Genomic DNA, 26,157 nt, shown 5'->3' with positions numbered 1-26,157 from the left:
AGAGCGGTCCTTTCGATTGATATTAGCGGTAGTTGGTGAACTGCAGCGGCTGGCCGTAGTCCTGGTCGCGCAGGAACTGAATCACGGTCTGCAACGCGTCCTTCGAAGCAGAGGAAACACGCAGTTTGTCGGCCTCGATGGTCACCTTGACCTTGAGCTTTTGATCCTTGATGTCCTTGTTGATCTTCTTGGCGGTCGCCTGGTCGATACCCTCGACGATATGGCCGAGCACGCGCACGGTGCCACCCGATGCCGCCTGCGGAGCATCCCACGAGACAGCCTTGAGGTCGATGCCGCGCTTGATGAGCTTGGAGCTCAGCACGTCAACAATCTGTTTGGAGACAAAGTCGGCCGGGGCGTTGATCGTAAAGAGCTTGTCGCCCTTCGAAAGCTCGATCGTGGCGCCGGAATCCTTAAGGTCATAGCGCTGGGAAATCTCGCGCGTGGTCTGCTGGAAGGCGTTGTCGATCTCTTGCATGTTGACCTCGGACACGACGTCGAAGCTGGAATCTTTAGCCATGATGTTTCCTTTCGCGTACGAGCGGCCTAGTAGCTATCGTACGAATTGTCGGTAGAATCGGTGGGTGTCTGACCGTCAGTTGCGGTATCGGCGCCATCCGTGGACTGGGCATCGGTACCGTCGGTGGCATCGGTACCATCGGTGGTGTCGGTACCATCAGAACTTTCACCATTCTCGGAATCAGACGTCTCCTTCTTGGGAACGGTGATCGTCACACGCGCCACGCCCGAGGTCTTGGTATCGTAACGAACCTTTTCACCGTTCTTGGTAACGGTGACATCGGAAGGCTTGGACGTGGTGATCTCGATCGAAGACTCGGGCGTGTACTCCTGCTCAAAGGGGCCAGTCGCCTGGGCGCCATAGACCGACTTGCCGTCAACCTTGACCTCAATCCACGCGGTCTTTCCCTTGGCAACGGAGACTTTGACCTTCGTGACCTCGTTCTCTTCCTTCTTGGCCGTCGTCTTGGTAGCGTCCGAATCAGTCGACTCATCCGTCGCCTCATCGGTGTCATCGTCCTCGTCGACCGTTTCGGTCTTCTTAGAAGACTTCTTGGTCGTCATCTTGGTAGCAGTGGGCGTCTCGGGCGTGTTCTCGGGCGCCGAAGATGCGCAGCCACGTAGAAGCACCACGATGAGCACAATCAACAGCAGCACAACGGCACCGATGCCGGCGTAGACGATACGCGGATCGAGCCCGTTGTTTTGAGGAGTACGTGATCCGCCGCGTCCACGACCGGAACTGCTGCGGCCGCTTCCCTGAGGCATACGACCGCGATTGCTATCGGAACGGCCGCGATAGCCGCCCTGGCCCTGAAGGCTGCGCTGACCCGAGCGGGGCGCAAGTTCACCGCGGCCTTGATAGCCACGCTGGACCGAACGCGGAGCCGAAGAGCGCTGGCCATACGGCTGTGATTGAGAGCGAAGACGCGGCGTCACCTGCGTGGTATCGGCATCCGAATAGCCACCGCGAGAGCGTCCCATAGAGGCACCACGGTAACCGCGATCGGAATAGCCGCCGTCGCCGTAGCCGGCACGAGGGTCACGCGCCACGCCGCGGGCAGCGGGAAGTGCACGGTCCTCGGGCATCGGCGTACTGCGGAACCGGTCACGCTGTGAGCGAATCTCCTCGCCCGAACCCGTCTCAGTAATATAACCGGCCTGCTGAGGACGCTGTCCATAGCGGGTTGAACGACCGCCCTGAACCATCAGGAAGCGCCCGTTATCGACCGAGGAACGCGAATTGACGTAGCCGGCGGCGTCCTGAAAACGACCGCCCTGCTGCGACGTCTCGCGTTCGTATGCCATCAGGTCGTCAAAGTAGGCATTGACGACCTCGCGCGGATTGAGGCCCAAAAAGCGAGCATAGCTCGAAATCATGCCCTGCGCATAGCCGCGCGGCGGCATCGAAGCAAAGTTACCGGTCTCGAAAAACTCGATGATCTGCGGCCTGATTTTGATGGTGTTGGCGACCTGCTGAATGGAAAGGCCCATCCGGCGACGCTGCTCGAGCAGCATGTCACCAAAGCGTGCAGCCATCAGAATCCTCCAAACTCACGATCTTCACGTGCCATCTCGGCGTCGACAGATTCCAGCGCGGCAAGCCCCTCCTCGTCCAACAGGACCTCACGCGGCTTGGAACCGTCGGGCGGGCCGACGACACCCTTTTCTTCCAGCATGTCCATAATACGCCCGGCACGCGCATAGCCAACCTTCAGACGACGTTGCAGGCCAGATGTGGAGCCAAGCTGCGATTCCACCACAATATGGGCGGCTTCCCAAATGAGCGGATCATCGTCTTGCGGCTCGGCTACTCCGGTGCGGACAATACCGCCGCCACCCGCCATGGACATGGAAGCGGGCGCCACGGCAGACAGAATCTCCTCGTGGTAGTCGGGCTCGCTCTGCGACTTGACGAACTCGACAATCTCGTTGATTTCGTCATCCGAGACAAAGCAGCCCTGGATACGGCGAGGCTTGCCCCAGTCGACCTTGGAGAACAGCATGTCGCCCAAACCGGTGAGCTTTTCGGCACCCATCTGGTCAATAATGACGCGCGAGTCGATGCCCGTGGCGACGTTAAAGGCGATGCGGTTGGTGATGTTGGCCTTGATGAGGCCCGTCACCACGTTGGAGCTGGGGCGCTGCGTAGCCACGATAAGGTGTATACCGGCGGCACGGCCCAGCTGGGCGATACGAACGATCGAGGCCTCGACATCCTTGCCGGCGACCATCATCAGGTCCGAAAGCTCGTCGATGATAATGACCAGATAGGGCATCTTTTGGGGCGGGTTGTCGTAATGCTCAAACTCGCCGGCGGCCTGCTTTTCGTTGTAGGTCGAGATCTTACGCACGTTGAGACGCTCGAAGACCTTCAGGCGACGCTCCATCTCGGACACGGCCCATTGCAGAGCGCTCGCGGCCTGCTTGGGCTCGGTCACCACGGGCACATAGAGATGCGGCAAACCGTTATAGCCCGCAAGCTCGACGCGCTTGGGGTCGACCATGATCAGGCGAACGTCCTCGGGAAGGGCTCGCATGAGCAGGGTCGTGATGATGGAATTGATCATCACCGACTTACCAGAACCGGTCGTGCCGGCGATCAGCAGGTGGGGCATCTTGGCGAGGTCAGCGACGACCGGCGTGCCCTCGGCATCTCGACCGATGGCCAGCTCGAGCGGACCGCCCTTCACATAGGGAAGCACGTCGCCCAGGTTGACGTTCTGGCGCTTGCGATTGGGAATCTCGATACCCACAAGCGAGGTACCGGGGATCGGGGCAAAGATGCGCACCGACTGAGCAGCGAGCGAAAGCGCGATATCGTCCTCGAGGCTCGAAATCTTGCTCACGCGCTCGCCCTCGCCAGGTTGCAGCTTAAAGGTCGTCACCGTGGGGCCGGCGATCCAGCCGACCACGCGGGCACTGCGGCCAAACTCAAGCAAGGTGGATTGCAGTGACTCGGCAGTCTGTTCCAGCTCCTTGTCAGATGACGCGGAGGACGCCGACTGCGGGTTGGCGTGCAGGATCTCGAGCGGCGGAAGCTTGAGGCCGTCCTCTTCTTCGCCCTCGTTATCCGCGGGGGCATTGACCGCTCCCCCATCGCTAGGAGTAGGCGCCTCGGCAGCGCCCGCGACAGCCGTATCGGCAACCTTGGGATGCTTCAAGAAGTCGGGAATCTGAGGTGTTGCCGAGACAGGACTCACGGCAAACGGCGGCTCGGACTCGTCGATCTTATCGGGGTCGTCTTCCATCGAAAGCTGGCCGGTTACCTGTTCGCGCTTAGCATGGCGACGCGGCAGCAAAGTTGTCTTTGCGGTCTCAATCGGAGCCTCGTCGTCCTCGTCATCGCCCTCGGTAAGCTCAATCTCGCTATCGGACCAAGACGGGCCGGGCTCGCTTGTATTCAACTTGGGCGTGGCCTTGCCCTTCTTGACATGACGGCGCGGCAGCAGCGTCGTCTTAGCGCGCTCGGCCTCCACGGCATCGGATACGTCGACAAACGGATCCTCGTCCTCGTCGTCATCGTCCAAAACCGGGTCCACATCGTTGCCCATGACCGTGGTCACGGCAGCATCGGAGCCCTTTTGACGAAGAATGCTCAGGTGCGGACGGGCAACGCCGGGCACCGACAGGGCTTCGTCGTCACCCCACGGGCTCGCGTTAACATCGGCACGACGGCGCTCGGCAAAATCGGCCGCGCGGTCGCGAGCAGAGCGCAGCACGCCACCCACCGAAAAGCCGATGATGACAAAACCAACGACGGCCAGACCCAACAGGACCACCATCGCGATAGGCTTACCCAGGGCATTCTGCAGCGCACTCGCAATAAACGCACCGATGTAGCCACCCGAGGCGGACAGATTTTGCGGCGTGAACATAAGGTCACACGAGTCGCTCGTACCCGGCACCATCAGCGAAAGAATGGAGACAACGGTGATAAAGACCACGGCTCCGCCCGCGACCGAGCGCACGTTGAGCGGCGAGTCCTCGCCTAAAAAGAGCGTGGCGGCAAACAGCAAAATGACGATCGGCAGCACGTAGGCGCCCAGACCAAAGCCCAAGTGGTAGAAACCGGCAACCGCAGCCGTAACGGGCGCAGTCGCCGGCGAAATCACGGCAATAAAGGACGCAATCGCCAAAACGGCAATGACCACGCCGGCGATATCGCGGTTGGCCGAGGGCTCGACCAAGGGCTCGAAATCATCGAACTCGGACTCGTGGCCCTTATTGGCACGCAGATGGGAACCGGCACCCTTAGCAGATGCCGGTTGGTTATTGGCCTTATTGCCTTTGGCGTTTTGTGCAGATCCGCGCGCCAAACTAAACCTCCATGACGACCGGGATGATCATCGGACGGGTGCGAGTACGGCTCCAGATAAAGTTAGAGAGCGAATCGCGCACGGCCTTGCGAATGGCATCGGAACCGCTGCTCGTAAAGCTGAACTTGCCCTTCTCGATCGTCTTCATAATGGACGCGGAGGCATCCTCGGAGAACTGGTCGTCGATGGCAAACGAGACGCCGCGGCCCGAGAACTCGATGGCCTCGATCTTCTTGTGCTTGAGCGAGACGATGGCAACAGCGGTAACCATACCGTCGTTGGCGAGCTTCTGACGATCACGCAGGACGATGGGGTCGGTATCGCCGATGCGCAGGCCGTCGACGTAAACGACGCCGGACTCGACGGGCGTACCGCGCTTAACGATACCGCCGCGCATCTCGAGCGTGTCGCCGTTGTCGAGGATAAAGATATGATCGTCCTTGAGACCCATCTTGCGGGCCAGCTGGGCATGGGCGCGCAGATGCACGGCTTCACCGTGAACCGGCATAAAGTACGTGGGCTTGGCCATGGCCATCAGGAGCTTGAGCTCCTCCTGGCTACCGTGACCGGAAACGTGAACGAGGGCGCGGTTCTTATCCCACACGTCGCAGCCGAGCTTGGCCAGGCTGTTGACGACCTGCTGGACGGCTTTCTCATTGCCGGGAACAGGAGTTGCCGAGAGGATAACGGTATCGCCCTCGTGGATGGAGAGCGTCTTGTGCTCGCCATTGGCCATGCGGGACAGGGCCGACAGCGGCTCGCCCTGCGAACCGGTGCACATGACAACAATCTTGTCGTCAGGCAGGTTGTCGATATCGAAGGCATCGATGATATCGGCGTCGTCGATGTTGAGGTAGCCAAGCTCGCGCGCCACGCGGGTGTTAGTGAGCATGGAGCGACCGGTCACAACGACCTTACGGCCGCACTTGCGGGCGGCATCGCAGATCTGCTGCAAACGATGGATGTGGCTCGAGAACGACGCAACGAACACGCGACCCGGCGCGTTCTTGATGGCGTGCAGCAGGTTGGGACCAACCTCGGCCTCGGACTTGGTAAAGCCGGGAACCGTGGCGTTGGTGGAGTCAGAAAGCAGCAGGTCGATACCCTGCTTGGCAAAGCGGCTGATAGCGGCATAGTCGGGCGTGACGCCGTCGATGGGCGTCTGGTCGAGCTTAAAGTCGCCGGTGTGCATAACGGTACCCTGGTTGGTGCGGATGAACACGCCCAGAGCGCCGGGAATGGAGTGCGTCATCGAGAAGAAGTCGAGCGAGATGCCGCCGAGGTTGACATGGCTGCCGCCCTTGACCTCGCGGAACTTGGGTGCGCGGATGCGGAACTCAGAAAGCTTGCCCTCGATAAAGCCAAGCGTCAGCTTGCTCGAAAAGATGGGCACCTTATTGTTGAGGTCCTGCAGCAGGTACGGAAGCGAACCGGTGTGGTCCTCGTGGCCGTGGGTGACGACGATACCGCGGAGCTTTTCCTCGTTCTCCAAAACATAGGTGTAGTCGGGAAGCACCAGGTCGATACCGGGCTGGGAGTCATCCGGGAACATGAGGCCGGCGTCGACGAGCACCATGTCGTCGCCGCACTCGAAGACCGTCATGTTCTTGCCGATGCCGTCAAGGCCGCCGAGCGGGATGATCTTCAAGGGAGATGATTTTTTAGCTGCCATAGGTTAGTGTTGTTTCCTTTCTTCGAAACGGGTCTGAAACAACCGACGGGGCGCTTCTGGCAAACCGACCGTCGGGAACGTACAAACATGCATCATAGAGTCGACGCAGTAACCTCAGTATGATACCCATTTGCCCACCAACAGACCACCCATGCATCAAAGCCCCATCTGAACTGGTCCATCCCGCCGGTTTCCCGTGGGGCGGGCACTGATGAAGTTTCCTGCTCTACAGTCCTGCTCACGACGGAGGCCACATTAAGTGGCCTCCTGTTCGTGCGGAACTCGCGATAAACTTCATCAGTGCCCGCCCCACGGGAAACCTGCCAAATAGAGACAGGTTTATTTTGGTCGGTTTTATCTGGGAAGATGCTGCTGCGGCTATCTACAGATCTGTAATCTGACTACTGAATAGACTGTCTAACTAAATAGCGAGCGGCATTAACCAGCCCTTTTGCTTGCGCCCGGGAGGGACGCATATGAAGTTTATCGCGAGTTCCGCACGCAAAGGAAAGCACTTAATATGCTCTCCGTGCGAGCAGGACTGTAGAGCAGGAAACTTTACCTGCGGCCCCGCCGAGAATAGCAAAAGGGCGACCCCCTTAGGAGTCGCCCTTGTTGAGCTGCTTATGTACGGCTGTTACTCGGCGTCGTGGTGACGGCGAGGCTTTCGGCCTCCGTTGTCGCCGGGACGGCGCGGACGGTCACTGCGCTCAGAGCGCTCGCGACGCGGACGCTCACGGCGCTGGAAGTGCTCGCCGTCACCCTCGGAGGCACCCTCGGCACGAGCCGGGGCCTCGGGCTTGTCAAGACGATCGAGCGAGATCTTGCCGCGATCGTCGACCTCGATGACGACGACCTTGACCTCGTCGCCCACGTTGAGGACGTCCTCGACCTTCTCCACGCGGCCCTTGGCGACGCGGGAGATGTGCAGCAGGCCGTCCTTACCGGGCAGCAGGTTCACGAAAGCGCCGAACGGCTGGATGGAGACAACGCGACCGGTGTACTCCTCGCCCGGCTCGGGAACTTTGATGATGAGCTTAATGCGCTCGACGGCCTGATCGACGGACTCGCCGGTGCCGCCGACAAAGACGGTGCCGTCCTCCTGGATGTCGACCGAAGCGCCGGTCTCGTCCTGGATGCCGCGGATGACTTTGCCGCCGGAACCGATGACGTCGCGGATCTTATCGGTCGGAACCTGGATGGAGACGATGCGCGGAGCGGTGCTGCGCGTGGTATGACGCGGCTCGGGGATCACATCGAGCATCTTCTGAAGGATGAAGGCGCGGCCCTCCTTGGCCTGCTGCAGGGCTCGGGCCAGGATGTCGAAGGTGAGGCCGGTGGCCTTGTTGTCCATCTGCAGGGCGGTGATGCCCTCGGTGGTGCCGGTGACCTTAAAGTCCATGTCACCCAGGAAGTCCTCGAGACCCTGGATGTCGGACAGGACCACGGTCTTGCCCTCCTCCTGGATCAGGCCCATGGCGATACCGGAGACCGGGCGCTTAATGGGCACGCCGCCGTCCATAAGGGCGAGCGTGGAACCGCAGGTCGAAGCCATCGAAGAGGAGCCGTTGGACTCCATGACCTCTGAGACCACACGGATGGCGTAGGGGAACTCGTTCTCGTCGGGAAGCACCGGAAGCAGAGCGCGCTCGGCCAGGTTGCCGTGACCGATCTCGCGGCGCTTAGGGCTGCCCATGCGGCCAGTCTCGCCGGTGCAGAACGGCGGGAAGTTGTAGTGGTGCATGTAGCGCTTGCCCTCGGTGGGCTCGATGGTATCCAGACGCTGGCCCTCGTTGAGCATACCGAGCGACAGGACGGAGAGCACCTGGGTCTGACCACGCTGGAACAGGCCGGAACCGTGAACGAGCGGCAGGTAGTTGTCCTTCACCATGATGGGACGGATCTCGTCGGCGGCACGACCGTCGACGCGCTCGCCGGTCTCGACGACCATGGTGCGCATGGCCTTCTTCTCGAGCTTCTTGAGTGCCACGGGGATCTCGCGCTCCCAGGCAGCCTGCTCCTCGTCGGTGAACTCGGCGCGGATGGACTCCTTCAGAGCCTCGACCTTACCGATGCGGGAAAGCTTGTCGGCGTCGCGCAGGGCAGCGGCCATCTCGTCGTAGTGGGCGAAGATGCGCTCCTGGACCTCCTCGACGGGCTGGTCAAGCGGGTACTCCTTCTTGACGATAGCGCCGTTGACCTGCTCCCACTCGGCGACGAACTCGTCCTGAGCCTGGCAGAAGGCAGCGAGGGCCTCCTGGCCAAACTTCATAGCGGCGAGCATGTCGTCCTCGGAGATCTCCTCGGCGCCGGCCTCGACCATCGAGATAAAGTCGGCAGAGCCGCCCAGCTCCAGGTCCAGGTCGGAGTTCTCGCGCTCCTCATAGGTGGGGTTGACGATAAACTCGCCGGTCTCCACGTTACGGCCGATGCGCACGCAGGCAAGCGGGCCCTCGAAGGGCACGCCGCCGAGCGTCATAGCCAAAGAGGCGCCCATGACATTGATGACGTCGAAGGGGTTAACTTGGTCGGCGACGAGCGAGGTGGCGACGATGTGGACCTCGTTGCGGAAGCCGTCCGGGAAGCTCGGGCGGATCGGGCGGTCGATCATACGAGCCGTGAGCGTGGCCTTCTCGCTGGGACGGCCCTCGCGCTTGAGGTAGCCACCCGGGATACGGCCGGCAGCGTACATCTTCTCGTTGAAGTCGACGGTCAGCGGGAAGAAGTCGTAATTCTTGCGCTCCTTGGAGACGACCACGGTGTCGAGCATCGTGGTGTCGCCCTGCTTGACCAGACAAGCACCGGTGGCCTGCTTGGCAAGCTCGCCGGACTCGAAGGTGTAGGTCTTGCCGTACAGCTCAAAGGTCTTGGATACGAGTGTCATTGTTCTCCTTTACCCCACAGGCCCCTTGCCTGCGGGCTTCTCATGTGACGCGGGCCCCCTGCCCCCGCCACGCTTCAGAGCGTGATTGTTCACGCCCTTACACAAAAAGAGCGCCCCGCTGCGCAGGACGCTCTTAGCATGTACAAATCCGTTACTGGATGTTGTCGCGGATGCCCAGAGCCTTGATGAGCTCACGGTACTCGACGATGTCGTTCTTCTTGATGTAGGAGAGAAGACGACGACGACGGCCAACGAGCATGAGCAGGCCACGACGGGTGTGGAAGTCCTTCTGGTGGGACTTCATGTGCTCGGTCAGCTCCTTGATGCGCTCGGACAGGATGGCGACCTGAACCTTGGGGTTACCGGTATCGACCGGGGAGTTACCGAACTGGGCGGTCAGCTCCGCCTTGCGCTCTTTGGAAACAGTCATTGTTTCACCTTTCGTTTCGCGTCGCCCGTGGGCGACTCTATTCGCCTCGGACTGAGAAGCCGCCGGTGGAGCGAACATCCAAGGTCGAGGTACCAACAGGTCGGTATGTTACCACAAGCGACGCGCGCCTGCGCATCATCACCGACCCAACATGAATTCCATCGCACGGAGCCGCTGATCGGTGTGCGTGGCGGCCCAAACATGCGAAAGCCCCAGCAAAAACGCAGCCGTATGCGGATCGATCCGCTCGTCCATAAGGGAATCGAACGTCATGGACATGAGGGCGCGAAGCCATGCGACCTCGCCGGTTGAGACCAACTCGGCGCCCGGAACGCTCGACGCGCATGAGCCGCACATGAGGCCGCCCGCCTGGGGCGAAAAATACGACAGCATGGGGTCTCCGCATAGCACGCATGCCGAGAAATCGGGTCGGTAACCAACGTGCGACAGCAGTTTAAAGACAAAGGCCGCCACGAGCAGGTCCATATGTGCCGAGTCGAGCCCGCTGCCGACAAGCGTGAGCGCCCGCTGTGTAATGGCAAAGGTAAATGGATCCTCGGCATCCTCGAACGAGCACACGCGCGCAACCTCGGCAATCGCGCTGGCGGCACAGGTCGTCTCGTAGTCAGGAGCAGCACCGAGCGGCGCCTCCATAAGCTCGGCCTGAGAAACCACGTCGAGCGACCGTCCATGCGCCAACAGCATATCAACGGTGCAGAAGAGCTCGCAGCGGGCCGCAAGGCGACCGCCAGGCTTACGTGCGCCCTTGGCCACGGCACGCACCTGCCGCCCCCGTTCGTCGAGCATCGTCAAGATCAGGTCGGTTTCCTTGAGCTTAGTCTTGTCGAGGACGAGCACCTTCGTGCGATATGTGCGAGAGCCTGCCATGAACGCCGAGGCTTAATCTTCGGCGTTATAGCCAAAGCGGCGGATTTGCGCCTCGTCATCGCGCCAGCCGGCCTTGACCTTCACGTCGAGCTCCAAAAAGACCTGAGTGCCAAAGATACGCTCAAGGTCACGACGGGCATCAATGCCGACATGCTTGATCATCTCGCCGCCCTTGCCGATGATGATGCCCTTTTGGCCCTCGCGCTCGACGTAAATGGTGGCGTGCACGCGCAGTACCTTCTTGGTCTGCTCGAGCGCATCGCAGATCACGCCAACGGAGTGCGGAATCTCATCACGGGTGCGGCGCAAGACCTTCTCGCGCACAAACTCGGCAACGAGCGTCTCATCGGAAGCGTCAGTACCCATGTCCTCGGGGAACCAACGCGGACCCTCGGGCAAAAAGTGCGCAACGGTCTCTATAAAGGCATCGACGTTGAAGTTCTTGACCGACGACGTCACAATCTCGTCGTCATATTCCATAAGCTCGTGGGCAGCCTTAAGCTGCTCCATGACCTGTGCGGGGTCGGCCTCATCGGCCTTGGTGAGCACCAGGACCTTCTTGGAACGAGCGCTCTTGACGCGCTCGGCAACCCAGGCGTCTCCCCTGCCGATCGGCTTGGTGGCATCAATCAAAAACGCGACGACGTCGACATCGTTTAACTCGAACAGTGCGCTCCTGTTGAGCTCGGACCCCAGGCCGTCCTTGGGCTTATGAATACCCGGGGTATCGACAAAGACCAGCTGGTAGCCGGGACGGTTGACGACGGCGCGCATGCGACGGCGGGTCGTCTGTGCCACCGGCGAGGTGATGGCGACCTTTTTGCCATAGCAGGCATTAAGCAGCGTGGACTTGCCGGCGTTGGGGCGTCCGACCAGGGCCACAAAGCCGCTGCGGAAACCGGGTTCCACGTCACCAAAGCCCGCGAGGTTCTCATCCTCGTCGCACAGGGCGTCGAGTTCCTCGTCGCTCATGCCCTCAAACGGGTCGAACTCCTCGGCCTCGTCATCCAAAATCTCATCGATAGGCTGCATATTGTCGGACATGGGAATCCCTTTCTAAATAAAGCCGAGCGCGTGGGCAAATACCAGCACGCCCACAATCGCGGCGGTGATGGAAAGAATGTATACAGAGGCGGCGGCGATGTCCTTCGCACGCTTGGCCAGCGGATGGAGCTCCTGGGTCGCCAGGTCGACGATGGCCTCCATAGCGGTGTTGCACAGCTCGCCGTGAATCACCAGGCCACAACAGATGATAATCGTGGCCCACTCGGCAATGTCGAGTCCCACGATGCAGCCGGCAATGACGGTACACACGCCCGCAACGAGCATGACCTTGATGTTGCGCTCGGTCTTGACGGCGGTAACGAAGCCCTCCATGGCGTAGGAAAACGACTTAAAGAAGGACGGATGGTCCTTGTTCGATCCGGGAATCATAGACGGCTCCTAGTCGTGGGCGTGGTTGGTGATGGGGCCGACGTGGACCAGCTTGGGGTCCTCGCCGCGCTCGAGCGCCAGATCGCGCAGGATGGCGTCCTCGCGGGCCTCCATGACCTCGGCCTCGTCGTCCTCGATGTGGTCATAGCCCAGCAGGTGCAGCATTCCGTGTACGAGCATCAGACGGCACTCGTCAGCGGGGCTATTGCCAAAACCGGGGGCCTGACGGGCAATAACCTGCGGGGCAAGGATAATATCGCCGAGCTCGAGCGTCTCATCGGCGGGAATGTCATCGTCAAAGGCCGAATCGCACTCAAACGAGAGCACATCGGTGGTGCGGTCGATACCGCGCCACTCGTGGTTGAGCTCGTGCATCTCGTCCTCGTCGACATACGAAAGGGAAATCTCGACTTCACGTTCAACGCCCTCGGCGGCAAGCACAACCTCGCAGATGTGCTCCACCTCCTGCGCGTCGAGCAGCGTATCGAGCTCGGCATCGTTGCTGATCAATACACTCAACGGGACTCCTTTCGGTCGCGCGGGCGCTGCTCGCGCACGTCATCATAAGCTTCATATGCCTCGACGATACGACCCACCAGGGCATGGCGCACCACGTCGGCGCGCTCCAGGTGCGCAAACGCCACATCGTCAACACGGCCCAAAATCTTCTCGACATCCGTCAAGCCACCACGACGACCCACCAGGTCACGCTGGCTCAGGTCGCCGGTAATCACGAACTTAGAGTTAAAGCCCAAGCGCGTCAGGAACATCTTCATCTGCTCGGGCGTGGTATTTTGCGCCTCGTCGAGCACCACGAAGGCATCGCTCAGCGTGCGGCCGCGCATGTAGGCAAGCGGGGCGATCTCGATCACGCCGCGCTCCATAAGCTCATCGGTGCGCTCGCAATCCATCATGTCAAAAAGGGCGTCGTAGAGCGGACGCATGTAGGGATCGATCTTTTCCTCAAGAGTACCGGGCAAAAAGCCCAGATTCTCCCCCGCCTCGACAACCGGACGCGTCAAGATCAGACGGCCCACCTCGTGACGCTTGAGCGCGGCAACGGCGAGCGCCATGGCCAGATAGGTCTTACCGGTACCGGCAGGACCCAAGCCAAAGGTGATGGTATGCAAGCGAATGGCATCCACATAGCGCTTTTGCCCGAGCGTCTTGGGACGAATGACACGGCCGCGATACGAAAGCAGCACGTCATCGCGAAGCGACGTAGCCTCGTGCTCACCGTCGCGCAGAACGGCCAGACAGCGCGAGACATCGTCGGCAGAAAGCGTGCGCCCGGCAGCAGCCTCACGAAAGGCATGTTCGAAAAAACGCACCACGAGTTCGACCTCGTCCGGGTCGCCGCTCACGGCGATGCTATCGCCACGGGCGACCACGTGAGCGCGAACCAAGCTCTCGAGCACGCGAAGGACGCCGTCGCCGGCGCCCAAAACGCACGAGGGATCAATTCCCTCGGGAACGGTAAGTCTAATCTTCGAGGCTTCCATGAACCTCCCTGCGTGCATGGACCAAGCCGGAATCATCGACTCCGATGATAGCAACATCGAGCAGGCACGGGGCTGTAAGTCCACAGGTATCGTCAAGACGGGCATGATGGAACGAGCCGAGCGTCAGGTTGTCGCCATACTCGAGCACGGCACGCTCGACCGTGCCCACGCGACGGCGAGCGTCGGCAATAGCGAGCTCCTGTGCAGCGGCCCGCATACGACGGCTGCGCTCGGCCATAACCTCGGGCGGAACCTGGTCGGGCATGTCGGCAGCAAGGGTACCGGAACGCTTGCTGTAGCGGAACACGTGCATACGCGAGAAACCCACACGGCGGCACAGCGCCAGCGACTCCTCGAACTCCTCGTCCGTCTCACCAGGGAAGCCGACAATAACGTCGCAAGAAAGTGACGCCTGCGGCAGATTGGCGCGAATCATACGCACCGTGTCCTCAAAGGCCTCCGCACTATAGGGACGGCCCATGCGATGCAGGGTCGCCGTGCAGCCGGACTGCACGGGCAGGTGCAAAAACGGGGCGATACGCTGCGGATAGCGCGCCATAACCTTAAGCAGGCGCTCAGAGATATCCATGGGCTCGACCGAGGAAATGCGCACATGCGGAATAGACGTGCGCTCCATGATGGCCTCGAGCAGCTCATCGATTTCGACGTGCTCGTCGGTCGCGCTCTTGCCATCGTAGGCACCCAGGTTCACACCGGTCAGCACCACCTCGGGCACGCCGGCCTCCTGGGCCTCGCGAACTTGCTCGAGCACGGACTCGACGGGCACGGAGCGCTCGGGGCCGCGTGCCTTCCACACAATGCAATAGGTGCAGCGATGGTTGCAGCCGTCCTGAATCTTCACGCCCAGGCGAGAGCGACCGAGCGCATCGACCACCTCGCCATCGCTGCAGGCGGGAACGCTATCGGATTCGACACCCAGCACCTCGCAGACGCGCTCGGCGACGTCAATCTTGGACGGCTCGGCGATCACGCGATCGGAGAGCTCCAGCAACTCCTCGGGATGCAGGTTGACGACGCAGCCGGTTACGACCACGTAAGGGTCGTTAGGATGGGCCAGCGCATGACGGACGGCCTTACGGGTCTTGGCCTCGGCCTCGCCCGTAACGGCACAGGTGTTAATGACGATCAGATCGGCATCCTGGGGATCCACAATAGCAAAGCCCAGGCGCATAAGATCGGCAGTGATACGGTCAGACTCAACCCGGTTGACGCGGCAGCCGAGGTTGACGACGGAAATATGGGGTGCGAGCACGCGGGCTCCTTAATCGAGGATATCGTCGAGGGCACTCTTGATACGGTCGGTCACCGACTTCTTACCGGAAGCGACGTCATCGCCCATCTCATCGGCAAAAGCACGGAGCAGCTCGTGTTGCTTATTGGAAAGATTGGTGGGAACGACCACGCGCAGTTGCACGATCAGGCGACCACGCGAACCGCCACCGCCAATGCGCGGCATGCCGTAATTATTGACGCTCACGGTGTCGCCGTACTGTGTACCAGCAGGGACCGTCACCTTGACGACCTCATCGGGCATAATGCCCTCGACCTCGATCTCGCAGCCGAGCGCTGCCTGCGCAATCGAAATATCGCTCACGAGGTACAGGTCGTCACCGTTGCGCTTAAAACGCTCGTGGTCGGCGACGCGCACGTTGACGATCAGGTCGCCCGAGGGCTCGCCGCGAAGGCCAGCCTCGCCAAAGCCGCTCACGCGCAGCTGGCGACCGGTCGAAACGCCGGCGGGGATATCGATGTCGATCTTTTCATGTGAAGGCGTGCGGCCCTGACCGTCGCAGGTCTCGCAGGGATGATCGATGACCGTGCCCTCGCCGTGGCAGTCGGGACAAGGCGAAGAGGACTGAACCTGGCCCAGGAACGAACGCTGGACCGTCGTGACATAGCCCGTGCCGTGGCAGCGGCTGCACTGCTTTTCCTGCGCGCCCTCGGCCCTACCGGTGCCATTGCAATCCTCACAGGGAGCAAGGCGGTCATAGCTGATCGTCTTTTTGCACCCGAGTGCCGCCTCCTCGAGCGTCACCGAAAGGGAGATGGCCATGTCGCGGCCGCGACGACGCTCACGGCGATTTCGGGCGCCACCGCCGGCACCGCCGCCAAAGAACGACGAGAAGAGGTCGTCCATGCCCATGCCGCCAAAGATATCGTTAATGTCGACGTAGCCCGAACCACCAGGGCCGTCGGCAGTGCCGTAACGGTCGTAGTTAGCACGCTTCTGCTCATCGGAAAGAACGGAATATGCCTCGTTGAGCTCTTTGAACTTGGCCTCGGCCTCGGGGTCGTCCGAAACGTCCGGGTGTACGGTACGGGCCTTCTTTAGAAACGCGCGCTTAATCGTCCGCGCGTCGGCATCCTTGTCGACGCCAAGCACCTCGTAGTAATCCCTATTTTCCGACACGACCGAATCCTTCCGACTTTCATTATTGTCACAGTGCGTCCTATACCCAAGCTGGGCCGGCCGCAAACAGAGGGTTTGATGTTATTGCATTGCGTAGGGTGAAAGCATGGCACGTTGCGAGCAGCTCGCAAACCAAACCGACACGAGCGCAAACATAAATCCGTTGGCAAAACCGTTGGCAAACTGCATCGCGCCGCGCTTCCACCACAGCAGGCTGCGGTGCAGCACGCCGTCCGAGAGCACCATGAACAGGCCCATGGCAAACGGAATAAAGCACATCACGGCAAAGGCCGAGAACACGCCCGAGATGGCCGATAGCACCAAAAACGGCGCCACGATGCCCATCAGGTAAAAACCGGTACGGGCCTTGCCTTCCAGGCGCTCGGCCTCAACATGGGCGCGACCGACCAGATCACCGCCAGAGGCGCCGTTGGTGCCGGCGTGGCCCATGCCGCCAATACGTACCTCGTCGCCATCGTGCGTGCCGGCGGGAAACTCAATCGTCTGCTCGGAGGTCACACGGGTCCGCCCGCTGCCGCCGCAATCGGGACAGGGGTCGGCGACGACCTTACCGGAGCCACCGCACTCAGGGCAGACCGACTGGAACGTGCCGGCACCAAACAGAAAGGACAGGTCGACATCGATGTGACCGCGACCGCCGCAGCTCGGACAGGTATGTGCATGCTCGGACGAAACAGAGCCCGAACCACCGCAGTGACCACAGGTATCGAAGCGCGTATAGCGGACGGTCTTGTGGGCACCGCCCTTGGCCTCCTTGGCGTCGAGTTTGATATCGACGACCACATTGGCGCCGTTCTCGGGATTGTAAGCAGCCTGCCCACGACGCTGCTGGCCCCAAGCGCCGCCAAAGGGAAAACCGCCCTCAAAGGGATTGCCATAGCCTGTGTTGCCGGCGTAGCCGCCACCATAGGGCGAAGCCGTAGGAGCACCGGCAAAGGGATTGCCCGAGCGCATGGCGTCGTAGCGCGCACGTTTTTGCTCATCCGAAAGCACGGCGTAGGCCTCGGAAACCTCTTTAAACTTTTCCTCGGCATCCGGCTCTTTGTTGACGTCCGGATGGAGCTTGCGGGCCTTTTGCTGAAAGGCCTTTTGAATATCACGCGAGGTGGCGTCCTTGGAGACACCCAGAATCTCGTAGTAATCTTTTTCGTTCATCGTCGCCATGCGCGGCAACCTCCTGCTCACAGCAGCGTATATATTCCGGTAATTCTACCCGAGCGGCCTAAGCTAGATCCCAAAACAGCTCGAACAGAACATTTCCATCGAGCCAGCCCAAGTGTGTCGGCGCCAGACGAGCTCGAACATAGCCCGCGACGACATCTGCCGAAGTGAAAGGTCCCTCATGGACCCCGAGCGTCTCGGGCACCCAAGTGGCAAGACCCAATTCGAGCGCGCGATCGCAGGCAGCTGCCAGCTCATCGGCCGGGATGACGCAAGCTGCACGAACCAACAGGTCGGACGCAACACCGCCCGTCATGCGACAAGACAGCATCAGGTCTTCAGCCGCAGCCTCACGCTGCGACAGATATTCGGCCTCAAACGCCGTCGCGTCATCGTCACGTTGCACCAGACGCACGCGGTACGAATCGCCTCGAGAAGACACGCCGGGGAACAAACCTGCAAGACGGTCGAAATCCTCGGCGTCGAGCATGCCCGCGGCGGAACGACCCAGGCCCAAATAGCCCTGGCCGGTCCAGTAGGCAATGTTATGGGCGCACTCATGTCCGTCGAGCGCATAGCTTGCCACCTCATACGGGTGATAGCCGGCCGCACCCAGACGCTCACGCGCCACATCCATGCACGAAGCTTGAAAATCCTCGTCGGGCTCGACCGACTCGTCGCGGCACGCCATGCGATAAAGGGGAGTCCCCTCCTCAAGCGTGAGCGGGTAGACCGACACATGATGCGGAGCCGCCGCCAGCACGCCATCGAGCGTGCGCTTCCAACTCGCTGCGGTCTGCCCGGGAAGTCCGCACATAAGGTCGCACGACACGTCAAGCCCAGAGTTCTTGACCGTCGCGATGGCGGCAAACGCCCGATCGGCATCGTGAATACGGCCGATGGCGGTAAGTTCGGTGTTATCGAGCGTTTGCACGCCCAGAGAGACGCGTGTGACACCAACCTTGGCAAGCGCAGTGGCAAGCTCGGCGGTCAGCGACTCGGGATTGGCCTCGCAGGTAAACTCAACGGGGGCGCACCACGCACGAATACGCCGCGCCAGCTCCACCAGGCGCTCCCCCGCCAGCGACGGCGTACCGCCGCCAACATAGACGGTGCGGATATGGTCAAGGGCCCCAGCCTTGCCAAAAGCATCGAGGCGCGCGAACAACTGCTCAAAATAGACATCGAGCGCAGCACTCAGGTCGCACGGAGAAAAACTGCGCGAGTCAAAGTCGCAGTACCGGCACTTTTGGGCGCAAAACGGCACGTGCACGTACAGCGCGGTAACGGCCACCCTTAAGCCTCCAGCGGATGAGGGGGCACCGATTCGCCGGCGGCAAGGGCAGCCTCGCAGGCCACCACATCGCGCTCGATATCATCGACCAGTGCCATAAACTCCTCGTACGTGGAGCAGCGCACCACCTGAGCGCGCCAGGCGGCGGCATGGGGCATGCCCTTTAGATACCAGCTCGCGTACGTACGGGCGCGCGACATAAGCGGCAGAAGCTCGTGCGTCAACGTCAGGTGCTCACGCAGAGCCTCCAGGCGCTCGACCGAGGAGCGAGAAGGAACCGGCGTGCCATCGAGCGCAAGGGCGCGAGCATCACCGAACACCCACGGATTGCCGTAGATGCCGCGCGCGATAAACACCGCGCTGGCACCCGAGCCTTGCAGATGCTCAGCAGCGTCCTCGGCCGAGAACACATCGCCCGAACCGATAACGGGAATTTCGACGGCGTCGGCAACCTCATCGACAACCGACCAATCGGCCTGGCCGGTGTAGAGCTGCGTGGCACAACGACCGTGCACGGCAACTGCAGAGGCGCCCGCCCCTTCAAGCATCTGGGCAAACGTTGCGGCGTTGCGGTCCTCGGCATAAAAACCCTTGCGGATCTTCACGGTCACGGGAACATGCGCCGCGCCCACCGCTGCCTCGACAATCTTCTCGGCCAGGTCGGGCGTGCGCATAAGCGCCGAGCCTTCGCCCTTAGTAACGACCTTGCGAGCCGGACAGGCCATGTTGATATCAATCAATGACAGGCGATCGCCCACACGCTCCTCGACGGCGGCGACGGCACTCGCAAACTGCTCGGGCTTGGAGCCAAAGAGCTGCACGCAAATCTGCTGCTCCTCGTCGGCCGGTAGCACCAAGCGCCAGGTCTTGTTGCTGGCATAGGCAAGGCCCGCCACGCTCACCATCTCGCTATAGGCGAGATTGGCACCGCGGCGGCGGCACATGATGCGATAAGCGGGATCGGTTACGCCCGCCATGGGAGCCATAAGGAACGGCTGCTCGGCATAGGCGCCCAGCAGCCGCTTGCTGTATTCGGAAAGCGCCATAGACCTACTCGTCCACCTTGAGGATCGCCATAAAGGCCTCCTGCGGGACCTCGACCGAGCCGATGGCCTTCATGCGCTTCTTGCCCTCTTTCTGCTTCTCGAGCAGCTTGCGCTTACGCGAGATATCGCCGCCGTAGCACTTAGCAAGAACGTCCTTGCGACGCGCTTTGACGGTAGAACGGGCGATGATTTTGTTGCCGATAGCACCCTGGATGGGAACCTCGAACAGCTGACGCGGGATGATCTCCTTAAGTTTGTCGCACAGACCACGGGCCAGGCCATAGGCCTTGTCCTTATGGACGATAAACGACAGCGCGTCCACCTCGTCGCCCGAAAGCAAGATATCGAGCTTCACGAGCTCGGAGGGACGGTACTCGTTGAACTCGTAGTCGAGCGAGGCATAGCCCTTGGTACGACTCTTGAGCTGGTCAAAGAAGTCCAAGATGAGCTCGGCGAGCGGCATATCGAAGCGCATCTCGACCGATTTGCTCGTGAGGTGAATCATGTCGGTCGTTACGCCGCGGTGCTCGATGGCGAGCTGCATAACGGCACCCGTGTACTCAGGCGGGCAGATGATCTTTGCCTTGAGGTAGGGTTCCTCGATACGCTCAATGCGCGTGGCCTCGGGAAGGTCCTGCGGGCTGCGGACATCGATCATTTCGCCGTCGGTCTTGTAGACGTGATAGTCCACCGAGGGGCTCGTGGCAATGAGGTCAAGATTGAACTCACGCTCCAGGCGCTCCTTGACGACCTCCATATGCAGCAGGCCCAAGAAGCCCACGCGGAAGCCAAAGCCGAGCGCCACCGAGGTCTCGGGCTCCCACACCAACGACGGGTCGTTGACATGCAGCTTATCGAGCGCGTCACGCAGGCTCTCGTAGTCCTTGTTATCGATCGGGAACAGGCCCGTATAGACCATGGGCTTAGCCTCGCGGTAACCGGGAAGCGGCTCGGGGCAGGGGTTCGACGCCCAGGTAAGGGTGTCGCCCACGCGAACGGCCTCGGGGTCCTTCAGGCCCGTGACCACGTATCCGACCTCGCCGACCGTCAGCGCGTCGACCGGCGTCTCGGCGGGACGCTTGACGCCCACGCCATCGACCAAAAAGTCGCCCTTTGCCTGCATCATGCGCAAGGTATCGCCCTTTTTGATGGAGCCGTCAAAGATGCGCACCGTGGCGACGACGCCACGATACTCGTCGAAGTATGAATCCAGAATGAGTGCCTTGAGCGGCGCATTCGCATCGCCCTTGGGCGGAGAGATCAGAAAGACAATGGACTCCAGCAGATCGTGGATGCCCTCGCCGGTCTTGCCCGAGACACACACGGCATCATCGGCAGGGATCGCCAGGTCATCCTCAATCTCGGTCTTAACCTCGTCGGGATGAGCCGAGGGCAGGTCGATCTTGTTGATGGCCGGCACAATGTCCAGATTGGCGTTCATGGCAAGCGTCGCGTTGGAGACGGTCTGTGCCTCGACGCCCTGTGTGGCGTCGACAACGAGCACCGCGCCCTCACAGGCTGCCAGCGAGCGCGAGACCTCATAGGTAAAGTCCACGTGGCCCGGCGTATCGATCAGATTGAACTGATACGTCTCGCCATCGTCGGCGTCATAGGACACGCGAACGGCATTGGACTTGATCGTGATGCCGCGCTCGCGCTCGATATCCATGGTGTCGAGCAGCTGCGACTCCATGTCGCGCTCGTCGACGGTATGGGTGAGCTCGAGAATGCGGTCACTGATCGTGGACTTGCCATGGTCGATGTGCGCAACAATCGAGAAGTTGCGGATGTGGGAAATGTCAATTGAAGTATTCATGCGGACTATCTTACCCGAGCGGTACAAAAAATGGAGCCTGTTCCATAAAACAGGCTCCATTTATGCGCGTAATCTGTGTGGTGTGAAATTTACAACTTAGGCGTTGATGCTGTTCACGAGCTTGGCAAGACCGGACTTGCGGTTGGAAGCCTGGTTCTTGTGGATAACATGCTTGGCGGCAGCCATGTCGAGACGCTTGGTGACGGTCTTGAGGGCAGCCTGGGCCTTCTCGGCGTCGCCCTCGGCGACGGCGGACTGGACGTGCTTGGTCAGCGTCTTGAGCTCGGACTTGACAGCCTTGTTACGCATGCGAGCTGCCTCATTGGTGCGGATACGCTTCTTCTGAGACTTGATGTTTGCCACTTCTGGAGTTCCTTTCGAGTTCCTTGCAAAAAATGTATGACACCTCTGAGACACGGTGAGGTCATGCAAGCGCCTACTATAGCACGCTCCCCCTCAAAGGGATAGAACGAATTTGTCAAATAGGCAGGTATCATCACGATTTTCTCAAGATGTTCGTAATCCAGAGCAAAAGCGCGGTCTGAGAATCGGCCGAACCCTTCAGTGCGAGCTCCACATCGACCGCGCCCTCGAGCGCGGCAACGAGCTCTGCCATCGAAAAGCGACGTGCCCAGGTCAGGTGATTCTTGACCTGCCAGGACTGGAGCTTAAGTGTTGCAGCCAGCTCACGACCCTGTCCGCGCGCATCGAGCGCCTTGGCAACGATAAGCTCGCGGATGCGGCCGCACAGCAATGTGTAAGTCCACACGTAGCTCTTGGCGGGCAGTAGATTGAAGAGCTCGAGCGAGCGTCGCATGTCACGGGCCGAGACCGCATTGAGAAAGTCCCAGGGTTGAACCTCGGCCGTACGTACAATCCAGCGCTCAACGTCGACAAGCTCAATCTGGGGCACCTCGACCATCTGGGCAAGCTTAGCCAAGTCGTTATCGAGCATGCGAGTGTTTTCACCCGAACGCGAGACGAGTTCCTCGGCGGCCGCCGTCGTGATCGACTTGCCGTGCTGCGTCGCCATCTGCTGCACGCGGCGCGGTAGCTCCCAGCGCTTGGTGCCGGAGCAATCGATCACAGCCTTCTTGTCGATCTTGGCGATCGCCTTATACAGGCGCGTGTTCTTGGCAAGCGAGTCGGCGATGATGAGGCAGACCGTTGTGGGACTGGGACTCGCCAGATACTCGACGAGCGGCTCCGAGACCGACTTGGCGAGCTTTGAGCAGCCATCAAGGATTACCAGGCGAAACTCACTGCCCATGGGAAAGGTGTTGAGCGATCCGATAATCGACTCGATATCGGGGTCTTTGGTCATATCGCGCTCGTCGAGGTTGAACTCGACCATGCCCGACTTTTCCAGACGCGCTTTCATACGCGAGACGGCGTGATCGCGCTTGACTCCGTCGGTACCGACGATCAGATATGCCGGCAGCAGACCGGTTTCGGACATTGCGCTCCCCTCCCGCAGGCCTTCGTATTCGCTCCGTGCCATTCTAGCCCAGGGGCCCACCACACGCCAACGACGTCGTCACGGTCGCTGGCATCGCATCGCAAAGCCATTCGCAGCCGGCGTGACGGTAATGTCGCCGTGTTCGATAGTGCACGCGAACACGCCGCCCGCTTCCTTAACGGCATCGATGCAGGCATCGGACGGATGGCCGTATCGATTCCCTTCGCCCGCACTCGCGAGGGAAAGCTCGGGCTTCAGGACGTCCAGCAACTCATCATCGACTGAAACCTTAGAGCCGTGATGCCCAAGTTTAAGTACGTCGATATCCCCCACCTCCTGCACGAATTCCCGTTCTTGGTCGATCTCGGCATCACCGGTGAGGAGCATACGCAGGCCCTTGCCTTCCTGAACATATGAGAGCAGCAGGACAAGCGAGTCCTCATTTCCCTCGCCATCCACGGACTCGAATGGCCACATCACGCGGGCGCAAAATGAGCCGATATCGACCGTATCCCCACGGCGCACCTGCCGATACTCCACGCCAGGTCGGTTCAATACCTCGGCAGGAGCATCCTCCAGCGCATCCGCCGCCACGGCAATCGTACCGACCGAAAACTGTTCGAGCACGGCAGGCAGACCACCCCAGTGATCCTCATCCCAATGCGTCACAAAGACGGCATCGATATGGTGCACGTTATTGCGAACCAACGCCGCCACCACGCGCTCGTCGAGCCCGCAGTCGACGAGCGCCACTGCGCCGCCCTGGCGAATAATAATCGCATCGGCCTGGCCCACATCGAGCACCGTCACCGAAGGCGGAGCGAATCGATCCCAGTAGACGTACGGAATCGCAGCCAAGAGCACCAGGCATGCAAGCCCCACCGCCATAGGACGTGCACGGGGACGCGGCCACCAGACAAGCAGAACCGCCAGCAAACACGGCACTAGGTAAATCCACATGCTATCGGGCGGCACGCTCACGGATGCACCCGGCACGGCGGCAAACAGCTGCTCAAAGAACAGCGCGCAACGGGCGGCAATCATGGGCACAACGAGCGCCCAAGTCCGCAACGGCGCCAGGAGCGAAAAGGGAACCAGCACGATCGACACGGCGAGCAGTGCGCTCACCACCGGACCGAGGACCGCATTTGCGAGCGGAGCAATGAGCGAGAACGTACCGAAGGCAGGAATGGTAATGGGAAGTGTCGCCAGTTGCGAGCACAGCGTGACGGAAAGCATGCTGGCAACGCCCGACGGAACACTCAGCTCACCCAAAGCGTAGGTCGCATAGGGGCAAAAGCACAGAATGGCTAAGACGCTGGCACATGAAAGCTGAAAGCCCATCTCGAACAGAACCGTCGGCCGCAGCAACACAAAGATGGACATGGTAACGAAGAGTGCCGATGCGCCGTGCCGGCGCCGCCCCGCGCCGTTTACGACAAGCGTCGCGAACACCATGCAGCACGCGCGCACGGCAGAGGGAGACGCGCCCGTAAAAGCAGCGTAGCCCACAAGCGTTATCGCCAATATCGCCCGTTGAAGACCGCGTGAACACCGAGTCTTTTGCAATACACCCTCGATTACAAACCCCACGATTGCCAAATGGCTGCCCGAGACGGCGATAAGATGCGCCGTTCCCGTCACCGAAAACCAGTCGCCCGCCGGCTGGGCGCGCAGCTCGGCCGAACGACCGCAGACGACACCGGCTATGAGTGCACGCGCCGGGTCGGTCGCAGGCGCGATGGACGCAAGCAGCCCATTTCGCAGCCGAAGCAGCGGCCCCGGAGAGTCTTCATCGACCGACAAAATCCGAACGACTTTAACCTTGCGCACCTCGCCTCGGAGCACGCGCGATCGTCCATACGCATCGTTCTCAAAACGTGAAACGCGACCGATAACACGCACGTGCGCCCCGACCTTGAGCTCGAGGTCGCACGATAGGCGAACCATTGCCAAGTTCTTACCGTCCGTGCGTGCCTCGCAGGTATAGGAATACACGTCGTCGTTTATGGATGGGTCACCCTGCACGACAAACTCAAGGCTGCTTGCCGCTCGACCGTCGAGCGCCTTCGAGGCGCTTAGCACGCCCACAGCCCACCACGCCGAGACGACCGCTCCCGCCACGAGACCGACGGACGCGGCATACAGCCACCGCTTCCAAGGGGCAAGCCGCGCACAAGATTGAGCCAGCACAACGAATACCGCCGCCGTAACGGGAATGGCCCATAGCGGCCCGACCGCCGAAGCCCGCTCCCACAGCAGCGCATCGGCGGCCACGTTGAGCACCAAGGCGCAGCTCATGCACATGCCGGCACACAGGGCCATCGTCCACGGCATCAGAGGCCGCGGAGGCATCACATGCTCGCGCTCGGTCGCACTCATACGCAGATGGAATCTTTGATTTTGGCAAGCTTCTTCTCGCCGATTCCCGACACACGCATCAGATCGTCAACCGAGGCAAAACCACCGTTCTTTGTCCGCTCATCGATAATCGACTGGGCCATGGAGGGACCGATGCCCGAGAGCGTCTGCAGCTCTGCCGCGCTTGCCGTATTGATATTTACTAGGCCTGTTACGCCACTCACGCCCGATGATGCGGAAGCCCCACCATCAACACCAGCTTCCGCAATGGACGCCTGCTGCTCCCCTACCGTTGGAACGTGAATCTTCTGTCCATCGACGACCTTAGATGCCCGATTGAGCCCCGTAACGTCTGCCTCGGGCGCCAGCCCGCCGGCGGCATCAATCGCCTGAGCAACCCGCGCGCCGTCCTTGAGACGATATACACCGGGCGACACAACGGCGCCATCAACATCGACATAAACCTCTGCCGCGGCAGACGCCTTAGGCGAAGAGCCTTCGGATGTCTTTCCGCTCGAGGCATCGCCGGATCCCGGCTCCACTAACGAACCCGAACCATCAGTGTGCTCAAACGACACACTGCCGGCACCGCCGCCAAGGTTCGCCATCGCCAGTCCACTCGCCATCGCAATGACGACCAGTATCGCCATCACCACTGCCTTATGACCGAGCAGCTTGTCCGCCAAGCGGTCCATCCGTTTGACCCGTTCGTGTTGTTCGCGCTGCGCCATAGCAAAACCTCCCAACAACATCGTGTCAGGAAAAGAGTCCTGCAACAGCCATTCTCCAAAACCGGTTTTCGCGGTCAAACCAAAAGCCGACCAAAACCTTGCGAAATACTGTCCATTTATTCAGGCACACGTCAGCAAATGAACACTTAGCCGCAAAATGCCCAGATAGCAAAAGACCGACGATGCAGA

21 protein-coding genes are annotated in these 26,157 nt (G+C 60.8%); all 21 read right to left on the bottom strand.

Going from position 1 to position 26,157, the window contains the following annotated elements:
* Positions 1 to 22 precede the first annotated feature (22 nt).
* The 21 genes from PGW49_RS01440 to PGW49_RS01340 all read right to left on the bottom strand — a co-directional run bounded on the left by PGW49_RS01440 (position 23) and on the right by PGW49_RS01340 (position 25,932).
* Positions 23 to 520 carry a YajQ family cyclic di-GMP-binding protein gene (locus PGW49_RS01440; RefSeq protein ID WP_270225166.1) on the bottom strand — a complete coding sequence of 166 codons (498 nt, stop codon included), beginning with the start codon at positions 518 to 520 and terminating at the stop codon, positions 23 to 25.
* A 26-nt stretch (positions 521 to 546) separates the two neighbouring features.
* Positions 547 to 2,058 (bottom strand): helix-turn-helix domain-containing protein, encoded by a 1,512-nt coding sequence (locus PGW49_RS01435; protein WP_161144704.1) that lies wholly within the window; start codon positions 2,056 to 2,058, stop codon positions 547 to 549.
* The gene (locus tag PGW49_RS01430) at positions 2,058 to 4,838 is read right to left on the bottom strand and encodes an FtsK/SpoIIIE family DNA translocase (RefSeq protein ID WP_270225164.1); all 2,781 of its coding nucleotides are present in this window, start codon (positions 4,836 to 4,838) and stop codon (positions 2,058 to 2,060) included. Before PGW49_RS01430 ends, PGW49_RS01435 begins: the two co-directional genes overlap by 1 nt.
* Position 4,839: 1 nt before the next feature.
* Positions 4,840 to 6,510, bottom strand: coding sequence for a ribonuclease J (locus PGW49_RS01425; protein WP_022094702.1), 1,671 nt, complete (start codon positions 6,508 to 6,510; stop codon positions 4,840 to 4,842).
* A gap of 637 nt (positions 6,511 to 7,147) precedes the next feature.
* Complete coding sequence (locus PGW49_RS01420) at positions 7,148 to 9,394, bottom strand: polyribonucleotide nucleotidyltransferase (protein WP_022094703.1); 2,247 nt, start codon at positions 9,392 to 9,394, stop codon at positions 7,148 to 7,150.
* A gap of 151 nt (positions 9,395 to 9,545) precedes the next feature.
* Positions 9,546 to 9,824, bottom strand: a complete 279-nt coding sequence (rpsO, locus tag PGW49_RS01415; RefSeq protein WP_006235963.1) for a 30S ribosomal protein S15 — start codon at positions 9,822 to 9,824, stop codon at positions 9,546 to 9,548.
* Positions 9,825 to 9,962: 138 nt separating this feature from the next.
* Complete coding sequence (gene recO / locus PGW49_RS01410) at positions 9,963 to 10,712, bottom strand: DNA repair protein RecO (protein ID WP_195624923.1); 750 nt, start codon at positions 10,710 to 10,712, stop codon at positions 9,963 to 9,965.
* A gap of 12 nt (positions 10,713 to 10,724) precedes the next feature.
* Positions 10,725 to 11,756: a GTPase Era gene (gene era, locus PGW49_RS01405; protein ID WP_270225161.1), complete on the bottom strand. Its 1,032-nt coding sequence runs from the start codon at positions 11,754 to 11,756 to the stop codon at positions 10,725 to 10,727.
* A gap of 12 nt (positions 11,757 to 11,768) precedes the next feature.
* Positions 11,769 to 12,146, bottom strand: a complete 378-nt coding sequence (locus PGW49_RS01400; protein ID WP_270225159.1) for a diacylglycerol kinase family protein — start codon at positions 12,144 to 12,146, stop codon at positions 11,769 to 11,771.
* Between the two features lie 9 nt (positions 12,147 to 12,155).
* Complete coding sequence (ybeY, locus tag PGW49_RS01395; protein ID WP_117654802.1) at positions 12,156 to 12,665, bottom strand: rRNA maturation RNase YbeY; 510 nt, start codon at positions 12,663 to 12,665, stop codon at positions 12,156 to 12,158.
* Positions 12,662 to 13,648: a PhoH family protein gene (locus tag PGW49_RS01390; protein ID WP_270225157.1), complete on the bottom strand. Its 987-nt coding sequence runs from the start codon at positions 13,646 to 13,648 to the stop codon at positions 12,662 to 12,664. The genes ybeY and PGW49_RS01390 overlap by 4 nt, the downstream gene beginning before the upstream one ends.
* Positions 13,629 to 14,921 carry a MiaB/RimO family radical SAM methylthiotransferase gene (locus tag PGW49_RS01385; RefSeq protein ID WP_270225156.1) on the bottom strand — a complete coding sequence of 431 codons (1,293 nt, stop codon included), beginning with the start codon at positions 14,919 to 14,921 and terminating at the stop codon, positions 13,629 to 13,631. Before PGW49_RS01385 ends, PGW49_RS01390 begins: the two co-directional genes overlap by 20 nt.
* Before the next feature lie 9 nt (positions 14,922 to 14,930).
* On the bottom strand, positions 14,931 to 16,079 hold the full coding sequence (gene dnaJ / locus PGW49_RS01380) for a molecular chaperone DnaJ (RefSeq protein ID WP_238057437.1): 1,149 nt from the start codon (positions 16,077 to 16,079) through the stop codon (positions 14,931 to 14,933).
* Between the two features lie 81 nt (positions 16,080 to 16,160).
* Positions 16,161 to 17,264: a DnaJ domain-containing protein gene (locus PGW49_RS01375; RefSeq protein WP_238057436.1), complete on the bottom strand. Its 1,104-nt coding sequence runs from the start codon at positions 17,262 to 17,264 to the stop codon at positions 16,161 to 16,163.
* A 58-nt stretch (positions 17,265 to 17,322) separates the two neighbouring features.
* Positions 17,323 to 18,555, bottom strand: a complete 1,233-nt coding sequence (gene hemW, locus PGW49_RS01370; protein ID WP_055285152.1) for a radical SAM family heme chaperone HemW — start codon at positions 18,553 to 18,555, stop codon at positions 17,323 to 17,325.
* Positions 18,556 to 18,557: 2 nt separating this feature from the next.
* A complete protein-coding gene (gene dusB, locus PGW49_RS01365) occupies positions 18,558 to 19,601 on the bottom strand; it encodes a tRNA dihydrouridine synthase DusB (RefSeq protein ID WP_270225153.1) in 1,044 nt (347 codons plus the stop codon).
* A gap of 4 nt (positions 19,602 to 19,605) precedes the next feature.
* Positions 19,606 to 21,417 (bottom strand): translation elongation factor 4, encoded by a 1,812-nt coding sequence (lepA, locus tag PGW49_RS01360; RefSeq protein WP_270225151.1) that lies wholly within the window; start codon positions 21,415 to 21,417, stop codon positions 19,606 to 19,608.
* A gap of 96 nt (positions 21,418 to 21,513) precedes the next feature.
* Positions 21,514 to 21,780: a 30S ribosomal protein S20 gene (gene rpsT / locus PGW49_RS01355; protein WP_022094714.1), complete on the bottom strand. Its 267-nt coding sequence runs from the start codon at positions 21,778 to 21,780 to the stop codon at positions 21,514 to 21,516.
* Positions 21,781 to 21,913: 133 nt separating this feature from the next.
* Entirely contained in the window at positions 21,914 to 22,876 is a 963-nt protein-coding gene (holA, locus tag PGW49_RS01350) for a DNA polymerase III subunit delta (RefSeq protein ID WP_161115781.1), read from the bottom strand.
* Positions 22,877 to 22,954: 78 nt separating this feature from the next.
* A complete protein-coding gene (locus PGW49_RS01345; protein WP_138374180.1) occupies positions 22,955 to 25,258 on the bottom strand; it encodes a DNA internalization-related competence protein ComEC/Rec2 in 2,304 nt (767 codons plus the stop codon).
* Complete coding sequence (locus PGW49_RS01340) at positions 25,255 to 25,932, bottom strand: helix-hairpin-helix domain-containing protein (protein WP_240134245.1); 678 nt, start codon at positions 25,930 to 25,932, stop codon at positions 25,255 to 25,257. Before PGW49_RS01340 ends, PGW49_RS01345 begins: the two co-directional genes overlap by 4 nt.
* Between the last annotated feature and the right edge of the window lie 225 nt (positions 25,933 to 26,157).

It is taken from the genome of Collinsella aerofaciens, assembly GCF_027679495.1.
Classification (GTDB): Bacteria; Actinomycetota; Coriobacteriia; order Coriobacteriales; family Coriobacteriaceae; genus Collinsella; species Collinsella aerofaciens_AK.
The sequence above is the reverse complement of the archived record's forward strand: the minus strand, read 5'-3'. Positions and strand labels throughout refer to the sequence as shown.